This is a genomic window from Mesorhizobium sp. Cs1299R1N1 (assembly GCF_037179655.1).
Taxonomy (GTDB): domain Bacteria; phylum Pseudomonadota; class Alphaproteobacteria; order Rhizobiales; family Rhizobiaceae; genus Mesorhizobium; species Mesorhizobium salmacidum.
In genome coordinates, this window is the sequence record NZ_JAPYKR010000001.1 from 292,733 (window position 1) to 310,577 (window position 17,845).

General features: G+C 60.8%; 12 protein-coding genes and 1 tRNA gene. 7 read left to right on the forward strand and 6 right to left on the reverse strand.

Annotation, left to right across the window (positions count from 1 at the left end):
* Positions 1-8: 8 nt before the first annotated feature.
* Complete coding sequence (locus O7A70_RS01395; RefSeq protein ID WP_337138721.1) at positions 9-1,241, forward strand: SGNH/GDSL hydrolase family protein; 1,233 nt, start codon at positions 9-11, stop codon at positions 1,239-1,241.
* Between the two features lie 121 nt (positions 1,242-1,362).
* Here O7A70_RS01395 and O7A70_RS01400 read toward each other — a convergent pair whose 3' ends face one another.
* The gene (locus O7A70_RS01400; protein WP_337138722.1) at positions 1,363-2,817 is read right to left on the reverse strand and encodes a glutamate synthase subunit beta; all 1,455 of its coding nucleotides are present in this window, start codon (positions 2,815-2,817) and stop codon (positions 1,363-1,365) included.
* Positions 2,818-2,959: 142 nt separating this feature from the next.
* Complete coding sequence (gene gltB / locus O7A70_RS01405; protein WP_337138723.1) at positions 2,960-7,693, reverse strand: glutamate synthase large subunit; 4,734 nt, start codon at positions 7,691-7,693, stop codon at positions 2,960-2,962.
* Between the two features lie 490 nt (positions 7,694-8,183).
* On the opposite strand from gltB, the gene O7A70_RS01410 reads away from it, so the two are divergent.
* Positions 8,184-9,236 (forward strand): threonine aldolase family protein, encoded by a 1,053-nt coding sequence (locus O7A70_RS01410; protein ID WP_337138724.1) that lies wholly within the window; start codon positions 8,184-8,186, stop codon positions 9,234-9,236.
* Between the two features lie 71 nt (positions 9,237-9,307).
* On the opposite strand, the gene O7A70_RS01415 is transcribed toward O7A70_RS01410, so the two are convergent.
* Complete coding sequence (locus O7A70_RS01415; RefSeq protein ID WP_027142918.1) at positions 9,308-9,775, reverse strand: Hsp20 family protein; 468 nt, start codon at positions 9,773-9,775, stop codon at positions 9,308-9,310.
* Positions 9,776-10,255: 480 nt separating this feature from the next.
* Here O7A70_RS01415 and O7A70_RS01420 point away from each other — a divergent pair, with 480 nt between their 5' ends.
* Positions 10,256-11,233 (forward strand): alpha/beta hydrolase, encoded by a 978-nt coding sequence (locus O7A70_RS01420; RefSeq protein WP_337129745.1) that lies wholly within the window; start codon positions 10,256-10,258, stop codon positions 11,231-11,233.
* Between the two features lie 94 nt (positions 11,234-11,327).
* Here O7A70_RS01420 and hisN read toward each other — a convergent pair whose 3' ends face one another.
* Both hisN and O7A70_RS01430 read right to left on the reverse strand, forming a co-directional pair.
* Positions 11,328-12,101 carry a histidinol-phosphatase gene (hisN, locus tag O7A70_RS01425; protein WP_337138725.1) on the reverse strand — a complete coding sequence of 258 codons (774 nt, stop codon included), beginning with the start codon at positions 12,099-12,101 and terminating at the stop codon, positions 11,328-11,330.
* Between the two features lie 388 nt (positions 12,102-12,489).
* Positions 12,490-13,431, reverse strand: coding sequence for an N-formylglutamate amidohydrolase (locus O7A70_RS01430; RefSeq protein WP_127869910.1), 942 nt, complete (start codon positions 13,429-13,431; stop codon positions 12,490-12,492).
* A gap of 162 nt (positions 13,432-13,593) precedes the next feature.
* Between O7A70_RS01430 and cpdR the strand changes: the two genes are divergently transcribed.
* The 4 genes from cpdR (at position 13,594) to O7A70_RS01450 (ending at position 16,049) form a co-directional block, all read left to right on the forward strand.
* Positions 13,594-13,956 carry a cell cycle two-component system response regulator CpdR gene (gene cpdR / locus O7A70_RS01435; RefSeq protein WP_006199474.1) on the forward strand — a complete coding sequence of 121 codons (363 nt, stop codon included), beginning with the start codon at positions 13,594-13,596 and terminating at the stop codon, positions 13,954-13,956.
* A 116-nt stretch (positions 13,957-14,072) separates the two neighbouring features.
* Positions 14,073-14,147, forward strand: a tRNA-Val gene (locus O7A70_RS01440).
* Between the two features lie 65 nt (positions 14,148-14,212).
* The gene (locus tag O7A70_RS01445) at positions 14,213-14,992 is read left to right on the forward strand and encodes a hypothetical protein (RefSeq protein ID WP_337138726.1); all 780 of its coding nucleotides are present in this window, start codon (positions 14,213-14,215) and stop codon (positions 14,990-14,992) included.
* Positions 14,993-15,023: 31 nt separating this feature from the next.
* Positions 15,024-16,049, forward strand: a complete 1,026-nt coding sequence (locus O7A70_RS01450; RefSeq protein WP_337138727.1) for a hypothetical protein — start codon at positions 15,024-15,026, stop codon at positions 16,047-16,049.
* A gap of 257 nt (positions 16,050-16,306) precedes the next feature.
* On the opposite strand, the gene O7A70_RS01455 is transcribed toward O7A70_RS01450, so the two are convergent.
* Complete coding sequence (locus O7A70_RS01455; protein ID WP_337139024.1) at positions 16,307-17,668, reverse strand: DUF6575 domain-containing protein; 1,362 nt, start codon at positions 17,666-17,668, stop codon at positions 16,307-16,309.
* Between the last annotated feature and the right edge of the window lie 177 nt (positions 17,669-17,845).

Sequence of the window (17,845 nt, forward strand, 5' to 3'; positions counted from 1 at the left end):
GGGAGCGATTGGTTTGGCCTGCGCGCATCGGCACGTTCGTTCGTCGCATGCCGGTGCTGATCCTGGCCTTCGCCGTGCTCGCCATTGCGGTGGCCGGCGCCGTCCATGCCCCAGCCATGGCGCAGGAGCAGCCGCAGCAGAGCCGAGGCTGGTCGTTGCGCGACCTTCTGTTTCCGCGCCGCAGCGAGCGGGTCGAGCCGCCGCCGGACATCCAGCAGGCGAGGCCTAAGCCGAAGAAGAAACCTCGTGCGCCTCGTCCACCCGAGGAGCCGGCAACGCCCGTGGTCGACAAGGCGCCGGACGCCCGCACCGTCCTGGTGGTCGGCGACTTCATGGCGACGGGCCTCGCCGAGGGTCTGGACGAAGCCTTCGCCGAGAATACCGGTGTCAGGATCGTTGTCCGCGGCAATGGCTCGTCAGGCTTCGTGCGCGATGATTTCTACAACTGGCCCGAACAGATCAAATCGCTGATCGAAACCGAAAAACCCGCCGCGGTGGTCGTCATGCTGGGGTCTAACGACCGCCAGCAGATGAAGGTCGGCGACGTGCGCGAGCAGCCTCGCTCCGAAAACTGGACCAAGGAATACGAACGCCGTACCGATGAGTTCGGCAAGGCGATCGCCACCGCCAAGGTGCCTTTCCTGTGGGTCGGCATGCCGGCCTTCCGGGTGCCGAAGATGACCTCGGACATGCTGGCCTTCAACGATATTTACCACAAGGCGGCCGAAAGCCACGGCGGCGAATTCGTCGATGTCTGGGACGGCTTCGTCGACGAGAACGGCGCCTTCATTACCAGCGGCCCCGACATGAACGGCCAGCCCGTGCGGCTGCGCGCCGATGACGGCATCAACGTGTCCAAGGCAGGCAAGCGCAAGCTCGCTTTCTACACCGAAAAGCCGCTGCTGAAGATCCTTGGACTGGCAGCGCCGGGAAGCGTGGCACCGACGGCAGCGCCGGCAGGCGCACCCGTCGAAGCACCGGCTCCGGCGGCCGCGCCCATCGTCATCGATCGCACCCAACCCATGCTGCTCAGCGATCCCGCGCTCGACGGCGGCACCGAATTGCTCGGCGCTGCCCCGCCGCCGAAAGCCAATCCAGCTCTTCCCGGGGAAAGGCTGGTGATCGAGGGCAAGGCACCGGAGGCCTCCCCAGGTCGCGCTGATGATTTCTCATGGCCGCCGAAGGCAAGTCCAGCAGCCGCGGCGGCGGCAAGCGACACCACGACGGCGATCAGCCCTTAGAGCAATTCCAGGAAAAGTGTGTAACGGTTTTCCGGGAAAAGCGCGTAGCGCTTTCCCTAGGGAATTGCGTGAAAGCAAAGAGTTAGAGCGGGTCAGCGAGTCTATCAAACGCTGAACAGCTCTAACGCGGCAGGACGGTCGTCCCCATCAGCGCCTCGTCGATCGAGCGTGCGGCCTGGCGGCCCTCGCGGATCGCCCAGACGACCAGCGACTGGCCACGGCGCACATCGCCCGCCGCGTAGAGCCGGTCGACGCTGGTCCTGTAGTCGCGGTCGTTGGCCTCGACATTCCTGGAACGGCGGCTGTCCGTGGTGATCTTCATCTCACCCTCCAGTTCCGCCGCAACGCCTGCCATCGCCGGGCCGGCAAAGCCGATGGCGATGAAGGCGAGATCGGCGCGGATGACGAATTCGGTGCCGGCGATCGGCTTGCGCTTCTCGTCGACCTCGCAGCACTTGACGCCGGTGAGCTGGCCTTCCTCGCCGATGAATTCGAGCGTCGCCACCTGGAATTCGCGTTCGGCGCCCTCGGCCTGCGAGGACGAGGTGCGCATCTTGGTCGCCCAGTAGGGCCAGACGGAGAGCTTGTCTTCCTTCTCGGGCGGCTGCGGGCGGATGTCGAGCTGGGTGACGCGCACCGCGCCCTGGCGGAAGGCAGTGCCGACGCAGTCGGACGCGGTATCGCCGCCACCGACCACGACGACATGCTGGCCACCGGCGATGATCGGATGCGACGGCCATGCCACGGACTGGATCGGTTCGCCGCCGACGCGGCGGTTCTGCTGCACCAGATAGGGCATCGCGTCATGCACGCCGCCGAGATCGTCGCCGGGAATTCCGGCGGCGCGCGGCGTTTCCGAACCGCCGCAATAGAGCACGGCATCATGTTCGGTCAGCAGTTCCACGACGGGCTTGTCGACGCCGACATTGACGCCGCAATGGAAGGTGACGCCCTCGCCCTGCATCTGTTCGATGCGCCGGTCGATATAGTGCTTCTCGATCTTGAAGTCGGGAATACCGTAACGCATCAGCCCGCCGGGGCGGCTCTCGCGCTCGTAGACATGCACGTCGTGGCCAGCGCGGCCAAGCTGCTGGGCGGCCGCCATGCCGGCCGGTCCAGAGCCGATGATGGCGACCCGCTTGCCGGTCTTCTTCTCCGGCGGATAAGGCCTGATATGGCCGGTCTCGTAAGCCTTGTCCGCGATCGCCTGCTCCACCGTCTTGATGGCGACTGGAATGTCCTCGAGGTTGAGCGTGCAGGCTTCCTCGCAGGGTGCCGGACAGATGCGGCCGGTGAACTCCGGGAAATTGTTGGTCGAATGCAGGTTGCGGATCGCGTTGTCCCAGTCCCTGTTGTAGACGAGGTCGTTCCAGTCGGGGATCTGGTTGTGGATCGGGCAGCCCGTCGGCCCGTGGCAGAACGGAATGCCGCAATCCATGCAGCGCGCGGCCTGTTTCTCGACCTCCTTGTCCGACATCGGCAGCGTGAACTCGCGAAAGTGCCGAATGCGGTCCGAGGCTGGCTGGTACTTGTGCACCTGCCGGTCGATTTCGAGAAAGCCTGTTACCTTGCCCATAGTCCAGTTCCTGCTGTCCAGATGGTGCGGTTTTCGCCGCACCCGTTAACCTCTTGAGGCAGCCATGGCAACCTTGAGCCCGAGGTCAAACTGTCGATGAAAGGGGCCGGGAAACCTGGGCTCCCCGGCAATTCTCAAAAATCTATTCGGCCGCGACGCCCATGCGCATGCGTTCCATCTCGATCAGCGCGCGGCGGTATTCGACCGGCATGATCTTGCGGAATTTCGGCCGGAAAATCGTCCAGTCGTCGAGGATCTCGCGGCCGCGCACCGAACCCGTATAATGCACGTGGTTCGAGATCAGTTGGTAAAGCCGCTCCTCGTCATGGCTGGTCATGTCGCCCGACACGTCGACGCGACCCTTGTGATCGAGGTCGCCGCCATGGTGCAGCAGCTTTTCCATGAGGTCGTCTTCTTCCGGAACCGGCTCCAGCTCGACCATGGCCATGTTGCAGCGCTCGGCGAAATCGCCCGCCTCGTCCAGCACATAGGCGACACCGCCCGACATGCCGGCGGCGAAGTTGCGGCCGGTTTTGCCGATGACGACGACGACGCCGCCGGTCATGTATTCGCAGCCATGGTCGCCAACGCCTTCGACGACGGCTGCCACGCCCGAATTGCGCACGGCGAAACGCTCGCCCGCTACGCCGGCGAAATAGGCCTCGCCCTCGGTCGCGCCATAGAGCACCGTGTTGCCGACGATGATGGAGTCGGCCGCGACGATCCTGGCCTCTTGCGGCGGCCGGATCACGATGCGTCCGCCCGACAGGCCCTTGCCGACATAGTCGTTGCCGGCACCGACGAGCTCGAACGAGATGCCGCGCGCCAGGAAGGCGCCGAAGGACTGCCCCGCGGTTCCGGTGAGCTTGACCTGGATCGTGTCCTCGCGCAGGCCCTTGTGCCTGAAGCGCTTGGCCACCTCACCCGACAGCATGGCGCCCGTCGAGCGGTCGACATTGCGGATGTCGACTTCGATCTTGACCGGCTGCTTGGTCTCCAGCGCGGGCCTGGCCAGTTCGATCAGCTTGCGGTCGAGCACATCGTCGATCGGATGCTTCTGCCGTTCGGTCCAGTGCACCGCTTCATGCGGCGCATCGGGCTTGTAGAACATCTTCGAGAAGTCGAGCCCGCGCGCCTTCCAGTGCTGGATCACGTCGCGCTTTTCCAGAAGGTCGGCGTCGCCGATGACCTGGTCGATATGGGTGAAGCCCATCTCGGCCAGCAGCGCCCGCACCTCTTCCGCCACGTAGAAGAAGAAGTTGATGACGTGCTCGGGTGTGCCCTTGAAGCGCTTGCGCAGCACCGGGTCCTGCGTCGCCACACCGACCGGGCAGGTGTTGAGATGGCACTTGCGCATCATGATGCAGCCGGCCGCGATCAGCGGCGCGGTCGAGAAGCCGAACTCGTCGGCGCCGAGCAGCGCGCCGATGATGACGTCGCGCCCGGTGCGCAAACCGCCGTCGACCTGCAGCGCCACGCGTGAGCGCAGGCCGTTCAGCACCAGCGTCTGGTGCGTTTCGGCAAGACCCATTTCCCACGGGCTGCCGGCATGCTTGAGCGAGGTCAGCGGCGAGGCACCGGTGCCGCCATCATATCCCGAAATGGTGATGTGGTCGGCGCGTGCCTTGGCGACGCCCGCCGCGACCGTGCCGACACCGACTTCCGACACCAGCTTGACCGACACGTCGGCCGCCGGATTGACGTTCTTCAGATCGTAGATCAGCTGCGCCAGATCCTCGATCGAGTAGATATCGTGGTGCGGTGGCGGCGAGATCAGGCCGACGCCAGGCGTCGAGTGCCTCACCTTGGCGATGGTGGCGTCGACCTTGTGACCTGGCAACTGGCCGCCCTCGCCGGGCTTGGCGCCTTGCGCGACCTTGATCTGCATCATGTCGGAGTTGACGAGATATTCCGCAGTCACGCCGAACCGTCCCGAAGCGACCTGCTTGATCGCCGAGCGTTCCGGATTCTTGCCGCCGCCAGGCAGCGGCAGGTAACGGTCAGCCTCTTCGCCGCCTTCACCGGTGTTCGACTTGCCGCCGATCTGGTTCATGGCGCGCGCCAGCGTGGTGTGCGCTTCCCTGGAAATCGAGCCGAACGACATCGCCCCGGTCGAGAAGCGCTTGACGATATCGGCCGCCGGCATCACGTCGTCGAGTGCGACCTTCGTGCGGCCGGTCTCACCCGCCAGCTTGATCTTGAACAGGCCGCGGATGGTCTGGGCACGGGCCGTCTCGCTGTCGATTTGCGCCGAATAGTCCTTGAACGTCTCCCACGATCCCTGGCGCACCGCATGCTGCAAGGTGGCGACCGCGTCGGGCGACCAGATATGCGCCTCGCCCCGCATGCGGAACAAATATTCGCCGCCGACCTCCAGGCTGTTGCGCAGCACCGGATCGCTGCCGAAACCGTCCGTGTGGCGGCTGACGGTTTCGCCTGCGACCTCATCCAGTCCAACGCCTTCGATCAGCGTCGCGGTGCCGGTGAAGTATTGCTGCACGAAATCCGACTTCAGCCCGATGGCGTCGAATATCTGCGCGCCGCAATAAGACTGATAGGTCGAGATGCCCATCTTGGACATCACCTTGAGGATGCCCTTGCCGATCGACTTGATGTAGCGCGACACCACTTCATAGGCGTCGACCTCTTCCGGCAGTTCGCCGCGCTTGTGCATGTCGAGTAGCGTGTCGAAGGCGAGATAGGGATTGATCGCTTCCGCGCCATAGCCCGCGAGGCAGCAGAAATGATGCACCTCGCGCGGCTCGCCGGATTCGACGACCAGGCCGACCGCGGTGCGCAGTCCCTTGCGGATCAGATGGTGGTGCACGGCGGCCGTCGCCAGCAGTGCCGGGATGGCGATGCGGTCCGGCCCGAGCTGGCGGTCGGACAGGATGATGATGTTGTAGCCGCCGGCGACCGCCGCTTCGGCCCGCTCGCACAGACGTTCGACGGCGCCCTGCATGCCGGCAGCGCCCTCGCTCGATCCATAGGTGATGTCGATCGTCTTGGTGTCGAAGCGGTCCTCGGTGTGGCCGATGGAGCGGATCTTCTCGAGGTCGCCATTGGTCAGGATCGGTTGGCGCACCTCGAGCCGCTTGCGCCGCGAATTGCCGACCAGGTCGAAGATGTTCGGCCGCGGTCCGATGAAGGACACCAGGCTCATCACCAGCTCCTCGCGGATCGGGTCGATCGGCGGGTTGGTGACCTGGGCGAAGTTCTGCTTGAAATAGGTGTAGAGCAGCTTCGACTTGTCCGACATCGCCGAGATCGGCGTGTCCGTGCCCATCGAGCCCACCGCTTCCTGGCCGGTGGTCGCCATCGGCGACATCAACAGCTTGGTGTCTTCCTGGGTGTAGCCGAACGCCTGCTGGCGATCGAGCAGGCTGACATCCTTGCGCAGCGCGCGCGGCTCGACCGGCTTCAAATCTTCCAGGATGAGCTGCGTGTTGCCAAGCCAGGTCTTGTACGGGTGCTTGGTCGCGATCTCCGACTTGATCTCCTCGTCGGGGACGATGCGGCCCTTGGCCAGGTCGATCAGAAGCATGCGGCCGGGCTGCAGCCGCCACTTCTGGACGATCTTTTCCTCCGGCACCGGCAGCACGCCGGCTTCCGAAGCCATGATGACGCGGTCGTCATCGGTGACGATGTAGCGTGCCGGGCGCAATCCATTGCGGTCGAGCGTGGCGCCGATCTGGCGTCCATCGGTGAAAGCAACCGCCGCCGGCCCGTCCCACGGCTCCATCAACGCCGCATGGTACTCGTAGAAAGCCTTGCGGTCGGCATCCATGAGCTTGTTGCCGGCCCAGGCTTCCGGGATCAGCATCATCATGGCGTGGCTGAGGCTGTAGCCGCCCTGGAACAGGAACTCGAGCGCGTTGTCGAAGCACGCCGTATCGGACTGGCCGTCATAGGAGATCGGCCAGAGCTTCGAGATGTTGTTGCCGAACAGTTCGGAATCGACCGACGCCTGGCGCGCAGCCATCCAGTTGTTGTTGCCGCGCACGGTGTTGATCTCGCCATTATGCGCGACCATGCGGTAGGGATGCGCCAGCTTCCACGACGGGAAGGTGTTGGTCGAGAAACGCTGGTGGACGAGGATCAGCGCGGTCTCGAAACGCGGATCGGTCAAGTCCTTGTAGTAGGCGCCGACCTGATAGGCCAGGAACATGCCCTTGTAGACGATGGTGCGCGCCGACAGCGACACGCAATAGGCGCCGATGTCCTTGTTGTCGTTCTCGGCGTAGATGCGGCCCGAGATGACCTTGCGCAGCAGATAGAGCCTGGCCTCGTATTCCTCGTCGTCGGTGATATCAGCCGTGCGGCCGATGAAGACCTGGCGGTGGAAAGGCTCGGACGCGACGATGTCAGCCGCCTTCGACAGCGACGAATTGTCGACGGGCACGTCACGGAATCCCAGCAGCGGCAGCCCTTCGGACTGCGCCGATTCCGCGATGATCTCTTCGACATGGGCGCGAAGGACGGCATCCTGCGGCATGAACCAGTGTCCGACGCCATACTGGCCTACTGGTGGCAGATCGATACCTTGGGCCGCCATCTCCTCACGGAAAAAAAGATCCGGAAGCTGCACCAGCACACCGGCGCCATCGCCGACCAGCGGATCGGCACCGACGGCGCCGCGATGCGTCAGGTTTTCGAGCACCGCAAGCCCGTCCTCGACGATCTGATGCGACTTCACGCCCTTCATGTTGACGATGAAGCCGACGCCGCAGGCGTCATGCTCGTTGCGCGGGTCGTAGAGACCCTGAGCGGTGAGGCCGCCGGTGGTCGCGCGATTTTTGGTGGAGGTATTTTTGACGGCGGCCGCTTTCGTCTGCGCGGCCTGGCCGTTCGTCGCAGAGAGCGTCAATTCCGTCATCGTCCTATCCTCCGTTCCGCGCCATTTGGCCTTGGTCAGCCTGGGGGCGCTGGTTTGCCTTGGCGAGCACTTGGGCTCGCCCTTCATCCTTGCGGCACGTCTTGCGAAATCGCCGAACCAAGCGGCGCGCCGCTGGTTCACATCCGGTATCGTACAGGCCAGAGCTGGTCCGTCCACCTGTCGCTCGCGGCAAAAGCCGGAGTGGCCTAAACGATACGCCAATCCAGCCTGTTTTGTGCGACAAAATAAGACAGCACTACTGTCCTAAATTTTTATGACAGAAATCCAGGACCCATACAAGACCGATTCACAAAAAACTTGGCCTCGTCGCGACACAAAATTTCGTGAGGCGGTTGCAAAACGTAAGCTTCGGTCTCTGAACGTACCGCGAGCCCGACGCTGGCTTTACCCGTTTTCTTGTGTCTGGCTCTTGCGGGCGGGTCATGAAACCGGTCAAGGTCCCGGCGATTTCCCCAGCACAGGCAGACGCATGTTCTTCGCTTCCGACAATTGGGCAGGCGCCCACCCAAGCATTGCAGCCGGCCTTTCGGCCCATACCGCCGGCTTTTCGACCGCCTATGGCGATGGTGCCCTCGACCAAAGCGTCTATCAGCGCTTCAGCGAGATTTTCGAACGCGAAGTGGCCGTGTTCTTCGTGGCGACCGGCACCGCCGCCAATTCGCTGTCGCTGACGGCCTATAACAAGCCCGGCGGCATTTCCTTCGCCCACCGCGAATCGCATATCATCGAGGACGAGTGCGGCGCGCCGGAATATTTTTCCGGCGGCTCGCGGCTTCACGCCGTCGATGGCCCGCTGGGCAAGATCGAGCCACACAATCTGGACAAGGCGATCGGCCGTTTCGCCGGCGAGGTGGTCCATTGGGGCCGACCGATGGCCGTTTCGATCACCCAGTCGACCGAGGTCGGCACGATCTATGGCCTGGACGACATTGCCGCGATTGCGGCGATCGCCAAACACCATTCCGTGCCGCTGCACATGGACGGCGCCCGCTTCGCCAATGCGCTGGTCGCGCTCGACACAACGCCGGCTGAAATGACCTGGAAGCGCGGCGTCGACATCCTGTCCTTCGGCGGCACCAAGAACGGCTGCTGGTGCGCCGAGGCGATCGTGCTGTTCGATCTCGACCGCGCCAAGGAATTGGCTTTCCTGCGCAAGCGTGCGGCACAGCTGTTTTCGAAGTCGCGTTTCGTCGCAGCGCAGTTCGAAGCCTATTTCAAGGACGGGCTATGGCTCGACACCGCCAGGCATGCCAACGCCATGGCCGCGCGCCTGGCGGCCGCGATCGAGGATTCGGCCACGGCAAAGCTCGCCTGGCTGCCGCAGGCCAACGAAGTGTTCGCGGTGATCAAGAAAACCGAAGCCGAGAAGCTGCAGGCGGCGGGCGCGGCCTTCTACGACTGGCACAGGCCGCACGGCTTTGACGGCCATATCGGCGAGGAGGAACTGCTCTATCGCTTCGTCACCAGCTTTGCGACGACCTCGGAGGAAGTCGACCGCTTTGGCCAGCTGATCGCGGGATAATCAGCCTTCGCGACAACAAAAAAGCGGCGCCTTTCGGCGCCGCTTTCCGTCTCGGGAGGGAGACTGAACCTTTAGGCTGCCGTCTTGGCCTCGATCTGCTTGGCCTTGGCCGGAGCCGAGGTGATCGCGATCTTGCGCGGCTTCAGCTCTTCGGGAATGTTGCGCTTGAGGTCGACGAAGAGCAGACCGTTCTTCAGCGCGGCGCCTACGACTTCAACGTGATCGGCAAGCTGGAAGCGGCGCTCGAAAGCCCTGGAGGCAATGCCGCGATAGAGCAGCTCGGAGCCTTCGCCGGTGCCCTCGTCCTTGCGCTCACCCTTCACGGTCAGCACGTTGCGGTGGGCTTCGATGGAGATCTCGTCATCCGAGAAGCCGGCAACCGCCATCGAGATGCGGTAGGAATCCTCGCCAGTGCGCTCGATGTTGTAGGGCGGATAGGTCTGCGCGCCATCGGGCTGCGCGAGCGAATCGAGCATGGTGAAGAGACGGTCGAAGCCGACGGTCGAACGATAAAGCGGGGAAAAATCAACGTGACGCATGAGGTGTTCTCCTGTTGAGCAACATGGTTTGCGTATGGCCGGTGCGAAACCCGTAAGTGGCGTTTCGGCTGGACCAGCGGCCCCAACATTGGCGGCCGCAACCCACATCTGGGGAGCGTTCGAAAGCATTTCAAGTTTCGTTTGACGGCAAAAAGAGTGAGGCCGCCCGCCTTTGATGAACGGCAGATGAACCGGCGCTTCGGCGCCCGTTCAGACAACCGCCGCTAAAGTGGCTTTCAAGATCAAGGATTGGCGGCGCCGCATTTGCAGAGGTGCCGCATCGAGGCCGAACCGGGTGTTAACGTCCCTTCCTCCCGGATCGACAGGGGCCGGAAGCGCGCTCAAAGCCGCTTCCGGCCTTCCCCGCTGCAGGCCTCCGTAACCCGGATTTGCTTTGCTTTTGATGTGTGGGCGTCTATCACCTTGACGAGGCTGGCCGTGAAGGGCTGGCGCGCCAAGACGCCGAGCACAAAGCGCCGAATGACGGATCTTTTCCACGACACACCCCTTTTTCACGAAGTTGAAGGCAATCCGCGACCGGAAAACGTCACGGGCGGCTTTTTCACCACGCGCGACGGCAAGAAGATCCGCTATGGCCTGTTCGCGGCGGTGGCGCGTCCAATGCGGGGCACCGTGGTGCTGCTCGGCGGCCGCAACGAGTGCATCGAGAAATATTTCGAGACCATCCGCGACCTTGCCGCGCGGGGCTTCGGTGTCGCCACCCTCGACTGGCGCGGCCAGGGCGATTCCGACCGGCTGATCCGCGATCGCCAGCGCGGCTATGTCAGGTCGTTCCGCGACTATACGGCCGATCTGGAGCAGTTCTTCGAGGAGATCGTGCTGCCGGACTGCCGTGGACCCTATTACATCCTCGCCCATTCCGCCGGGGCGGTAATCACGCTGCTTGCCGCGCCGTCGATGGTGAACCGCGTGCGGCGCATGGTACTGATCGCGCCATTCCTGACGCTGCCCGACCTGCCGGTCTCGATAGGGACGGTGCGCCGGGTCTGTTCGATTTTCTGCGCCCTGGGGCTCGGCAGGCTCTATGCCGCCTGGGGTCCACGCCCGAGACAGACGCTGCCCTTCGAGGTCAACAAGGTGACATCAGATCCGCAGCGCTATCGCCGCAACACGCGCATCTATGAAGAATATCCGCAACTGGCACTTGGCGGCCCGACGGTCCGCTGGCTGCAGGCGGCGGCGAAGGCGTCGGAAGCCATATGCGATCCCGACTTCATGGCCCGCATTCAGGTGCCTCTGCTGATCATCGCCGCCGGCGCCGACCAGGTCGTCTCGACCAAGGCGGTGGAAGCATATGCGAGAAATCTGAGACTCGGTTCGCTGTTGATGATCGACGGCGCCAAACACGAAATCCTGCAGGAGGCCGACCTCTACCGCGAACAATTCCTCGCCGCCTTCGACGCCTTCGTCCCCGGCTCGGACGATCCGACGGCCTGACCTCTCCCGGACGCAGGCGGCATTCCGGCAGGTCTACGGGCGCACCCCTGCGGAATTCCAGCGCTCGATAAGGCCGCGCTGACCAGGGACGATATCAGCCGCGCAGGGCGGCCATGGCGGCGGCATGAAGCTCCGGTGTCGCCGCCGCCAGAATATCGCCGCCATTCTCCGCCGGCCCGCCGTCGAAAGTGGTGACGACACCGCCGGCTTTCTCGATGATCGGGATCAGCGCCACGATGTCATAGGGCTTCAATCCGGGATCGGCGACGATGTCGACGCTTCCCGAGGCGATCATGGCGAAGGCATAGCAATCGGCGCCATAACGGGCGAGCTGGATTTGCCGCTCGAACGCGTCGTAGCGATTGCGCGCCTCGCCCTTGAACAGCGCCGGCGTTGTGGTGAACAACGTCGCCTCGGCCAGCTTCGTCGTCTTGCGGGTCGACAGTTTTCGCGGACCTCCCGGCCCCTCGTAGTGCGAGCCGGAGCCATTGGCGTAGAACAGCTCGCCGGTGAAGGGCTGCGCCATCATGCCGGCGACCGCGTCACCATCGACCGTCAGGCCGACCAATGTCCCCCACACCGGCAGGCCGGAGATGAAGGCGCGCGTGCCGTCGATCGGGTCGATCACCCAGACATGCCGGCTGGAAATGTTCTCGCTGCCATGCTCTTCGCCCAGGATACCGTGGTCGGGATACTCGGCCGATATCAGCGCCCGGATGGCGCGCTCGGCCTCGCGGTCGGCCTCGGTGACCGGGTCGAAACTGCCCTTCTCCTTGTTGGCGACCGCACCTTGGGCGCGAAAGCGCGGCAAGGTTTCGGCGGCCGCCGCTTGCGCGATGCGGCGCATGAAGTCGATGCTGATGTCCAACTGATTCTCCCGCATTACGGCATGCCCGGACTGTCGTTTGCCGCCACTTTCGTGCCAAAACAAGGGTGTTCGAGGATTATTCGCCAGCGACGTCTGTTGCCAAAATGTCACGTTCCCGCCAACGAAACGCAATTTCCACATCACTCTGAATTAAAAAAGCCTAAACGTCGCTTGACATTTGTGCGCTGCACAATACCCTCAATCTCGGACAGGGTTTCCTGTCCATGCCCTCCTTGGGCGTTTCCTCCCTAGACTTCGACCGTATCGTGCAAACGATGCGGTCTTTTTTTCACCGCCGCTTCCGCAGCGTGCCGCCCAAATACTGCAAAGGGTCCAAATACTGCAAAGTGTATTGGGGCAGTGGCACGCATGAGACAAGGCGTGATCTTCACTCCGCGGCCAGCGGCAGGTCGATGAAATGATGGTCTGGCATCGCCATCAGGTCGGCTGAAAATCGCGTCAGATCGTCGGCCAGCGCGTCGAAGCCGGCGGCTTTCTCGAATGTCCGCTCATTCATGTAGAGCCCGCGATTGACCTCGATCTGCAGCGCATGCAGATGACGCGCAGGGCGGCCATAGTGTTCCGTGATGAAACCGCCGGCGTAAGGCTTGTTGTGAGCGACGGTATAGCCCATCGCGGTCAGCAGGCCGATCGCGGTTTCGGTCAGGGCCGCGGTGGCCGAGATGCCGAAACGGTCGCCGATGATGAAATCCGGCCGCAGCCCGTTGTCACCGACGCGGATGCTCGCCGGCATCGAGTGGCAGTCGATCAGCACGGCAAAGCCGAAACGGGCGTGGGTCCTGGTCAAAAGCCGCTTCAGCGTTTCGTGATAGGGCTTGTAGACGGCCTCGATGCGAGCAACCGCCTCGGCGAGCGGCAAGCGGCCCGCATAGATGTCGAGCCCCTCGCCCACCAGCTTCGGCACGGTGCCGAGCCCGCCGGCCACGCGCGCGGAGCGGATGTTGCAGAAGGACGGCACCGGCTCGGCGAACATGCGCGGGTCGAGTTCCCAGGGCTCACGGTTGACGTCGAGATAGGCACGCGGGAAATTCGCCGCCAGCATCGGCGCGCCCAGCGCCACGGCGCCGCCGAACAGCTCGTCGACATAGCAATCCTCCGAGCGGCGGATGGCGTTGCGATCGAGCCTTGCCATGGCAAGGAAGCGTTCGGGATAGTAACGGCCGCTATGCGGTGAATTGAAGAGAAAGGGGACGCGCTGCTCGGCGCCCGAACGGATTTCGAAGGGTGGAAAGACCGAAAAATCCTCGGCTGCCGTCTTCAATTTGAACGAACCCGAAAACACCAGTGCATCATGGCATGAAACTGCCACCTTGCTGGCCGCATGTCCAGCATTTCGGCGGTCGTGCCGCTGGGCAAATGTGGGTCAAGCGCGTCCGCGTTCACTTGATGTTTACTCTCACCTCCTCATATACAGGATGGTTAACGGGCCTGCCCCACGGCAGTCTCGGGCGGGTGATTCGGACGGGATATCATGGCACGCATTCTTCTGGCGGAAGACGACGACGATATGCGTCGGTTCCTCGTCAAGGCGCTGGAGCGCGCCGGCTATCAGGTCAGCGATTTCGACAACGGCGCCAGCGCCTATGAGCGGCTGCGCGAGGAACCGTTCTCGCTGCTTCTGACCGACATTGTCATGCCGGAGATGGACGGCATCGAGCTGGCGCGTCGCGCCACCGAGATCGATCCGGACCTCAAGGTGATGTTCATCACCGGTTTTGCCGCCGTCGCGCTGAACCCGGATTCCAAGGCGCCGAAAGACGCCAAGGTGCTGTCCAAGCCCTTCCACCTGCGCGATCTCGTCAACGAGGTCGAGAAGATGCTGCAGGCGGCCTGACCCGCCTCCCGCAAGCCGCCGGGCGTCAATCCACAGCCGCGGCGAGACGACATGTATTTCCTCTTTTCCTGCTATTGACGCGCCGGACCAAAAATGGTGTATGCGCGGCTTCGGATGGGCGTGTAGCTCAGCGGGAGAGCACTGCATTGACATTGCAGGGGTCACAGGTTCAATCCCTGTCACGCCCACCATCCTCTTGAAAATCAATGGCTTACGCTGAGCATTTGCTGGTGAGGCATCCAGAGGATGCACCAGAATGCATAATCCGACCTATCTCGAAATCTCACGTCACCGGGTTTTCTATTTTCGCTGGCCACTCATTAGGTCCTGCGCTTCCGGCAGTCGGACTCCAACAAGTCTCAAAATTTCGCTTGGTACGAGCGTAGGCTCGGAAGCCTTGTCTCTGGCTCGACACCTAAGCTATGTCGGCCAAGCCTTTATGAAACAGTGGTCAGCATCCGGCATGCGCTATGATGAGATACGTGAAGCTCTTAAGAATCACTTTCAAGATGCGTTAGCGCGCCGCAAAAGCGAGATGGCTGCGCAAGGACGACTTTCGGCCATTCACACAGACGCCTTACGGAACGGGGTCGGGTTCGCGGAGGAAGCTGTCGCAACCGGCGCTGATATCTTGCCGCACATTAGCGATGACTCGCTAGCCATTGGCTTTGCCGAAAAGTACCGTCTCCCTCTAGCTCCGGGCTCAATTGCGTTCGAGACATTCAAAATCGAAATGCGGAAGGCTTACAGAGATTACAGCGCAAAGGTTTTGGCTCACGATCACTCCTTTGATAGCTTCGACTTCGACGAAACCGTCATTCCGTTAAGCTCAACGTTTGCGAAACCCGCGTCCGGGCCTGTGAACACCCTTACTGACGTCGCAGCCAAGTTCATGGCAGAGCAGAAAACGGCTGAGAGCTGGGCCTCCAGACCGAAAGCTCCAGATGCGAACATGATTTCGTCGGAGAGTTTTCGGTATGCGAAGCAGTATATCGGTGATATACCCTCACTTAGGGAATACTGTAAAATTTTGTAACGAATAGACGTTGACGCTTGAAAGCTTCGGTATGACCGATACGGAAACTGGCTCCGTCTTCTACGAACATCGCGACCGGTATATTGGGCTCCTGGAGCCGCTCTTCCTTCCCAGCAGTCCTATCAGCAACGATATAGTTTGCTATTTTTCGTCTTTGCTACGGGTACTTGGTATGGAGGACAAGGGGTGGGACCCTTATGCCGAAAGCCGCAACATCTTGAATGACCTAAATCGATTGATGAAGGTGAGGCTCCCGAAACAGAGATTCCCCGATGGCGAGAAGACTATGTGGCGGATCGGGCTTCTGCTCTACAGCCACATCGTTGAGATGGATGCGCCATATGAGGTGCTCACAAACCTGCTGCGATTTAGGCTCGGCAAGGGATACAGCCCCAATCCATACTTTGACCTGCTCACTGATAAGGAAAAATCGGCATTTCGAAAGTCCGGAATTCGAACGGGTAGAAAGATCGAGATCATAAAGTCGTTGTCGATAGAGAGCGGACTAAAAATTGGCGATCTATACGACGAGTTTTACAACAGCAGACTGCGAAACGCAGTTCAACATTCAGACTTCATCCTAGCAGAGGACGGATTCCGGAGTCGTAGCGATTTAAGTGGGACTAGAGCATTTAAACTAACGTTTGAAGAGCTGGATAATTTCGTCACTAAGGCGAAGGCATTCATTGCGGCCTACCTTCAGATTGAGATGACTACCAGGCAGGTATGGGGTCTTCATAAAGGCACGGCGGTTCCTTATGACCTTCAATACAAGGGATTGATGGAGGTTCTAGTCGATGATAGGGATCTGCTATGTGGATTCGCCATCCACTGGCCAAACGACTCGCAATCAACTTACCGGCGTACTGAGCGAGGCGTAGAGATGGTAAACTGCATGGTCGACCTTCAAAACGCAAACTTGTCGATGATGGTTGGCACACTAGCGCGAAGGCCAGGAATGTTTGGTCCGTGCGTTGAAGACGGCCACAAACCTGTTTACACCCCTTTGGATGGGTCAAACATAAGGCCAACGTGGCCTGCAGACGACAGAGCGTAAGTCCATCGTTTGTATTGCCAGGATGCACACCTTCAATCAAACAGCATTAATGCGTAAGGCGGCGCGGACCTTCGAGAACGCCCTCCAATAGGTCAACCACTCGGAGAAGTGTTTGCTCCGAAATGGCAAACAATAACAGCCAGACTTATTGCACTGAGCCGCCTTGCTATCGCTCCGGAAATTCGACCCGATGAGACACCGACCTCAGCGAACATAGGGGCTCGATACCATGAGCCTTTGTAGTGCAAAGAACATCACTAAGATTGCTCGTTACCTTGAGCAGCAATTTTTTTCAATGTGTAGCGCTGATACTCGTCGCCTGTCGCTTCGTTCAATTCAGTGCGAACCCCGATGGTAGCGACATGCATCATGTTAATACGCTTCTGATCAACTTCCTTTAGACACTCTTCCGCAATTCGACCTTCATAACTTTCCTTCTCATTTTCCAACAGAAACGTTCTGCTCCTCAGACTGACGCCTACAAGCCGCCCCTCAAAGGTGATGTCCGCGTCATCCTTTTGCACTACCGAATCGAGCCATTGGTAGACGGTTTCAGCCTCATTGGCTCGCATGCTTGATTCTAGGACAGAAGGGGCGCCTGGTACGCCAACCGAGAAATTCAGGTCTGATCCGGTCTTTGCGACAGCCCTAACAAACATTTTGTAATGCAACAGGGCCCTTTTGTGCACATTCTCCAAAGCTGCGCGCAGCACGCTTTCGTCTCGTATCGCTATCAGCGAGACCATGAGTTCCACGGCGCGTTGCCCACCCGTATCGCCAAACATGCTCGGCTCATGAGTTTCTACACGTATGCCAAAGGACGAAGGGAACGGTGCGACCGCGTCAAGCTTCGTCCATTGCGCAAGAGCCGAACCAATCGGCCCTCTCGTACCACCTGAAGGCGACCCCAACGCGTCAACTAACCTCTGCGTCGTGGCAAGCAGTGCGCCCAGAGCAGCCAACGGCACATTTACCACACTCTCCGCCTGCTTCAGAACAATATCAGCGACAACCCTACGACTCCGCTCAGCCGCGACGTGCACCGGGGTCCGCATTCTTTTCAAATAATCTAGTACAATCGGAGAAGTTTCCCACATGGGCGCAGATTCAGTGGCGATAGCTAAAACGCGACCCTCATCCTCAAATTCATATGTTTCATTACTCGCAATCGCATAATTCGATGCAGGTTCAAGGGTTTGGTTTGGCTTTATTATACTACTAAGAAATGTATTTCTCTCCGGCATTAAATCATTTCTTATATCGTCAGATCTTACCGTCTCGATTCTATCGAACGATCCTTCCCTAAAATACACGATATCGAGATGCTCGGATTCTGCTTTACGAAAAGCTTCGTAGAGATCCAAACTACCCTTTTGCAATTGACGGAGACGCCTGGTGCTCACACGGACATAGATCCACTGATCACTATGCTCGTCTTCGAACGCATGCACCGCCAGAAAATGCGAACCGGTAGCATCCTTACAGGTGAACAGCTGCGGGCTGTCGTACTCGATGAACACCTTATCAAGTTTTAGCGGACCAAGCGGAGAGCTGGGAGGCGGCAACATTAGGGGACCACGGCGAAGTAAGTGTGCCTTTGCAAACCTTTTCTTGGCCACCAAGACCAGTGGTCGTCCTGAACTTTCTCTGAAGTATCCATTATCACGCCAATTAAAGGGGTTATGACACCAGAGGAAATTTTCCGACCTTTGAAGGCAGGCACGAAACGTCGAAGTTCTTCACTCGCGTCCAATGATCCCGAGACCGACAGACTACAGCGCTGGCAGGGATCTTTG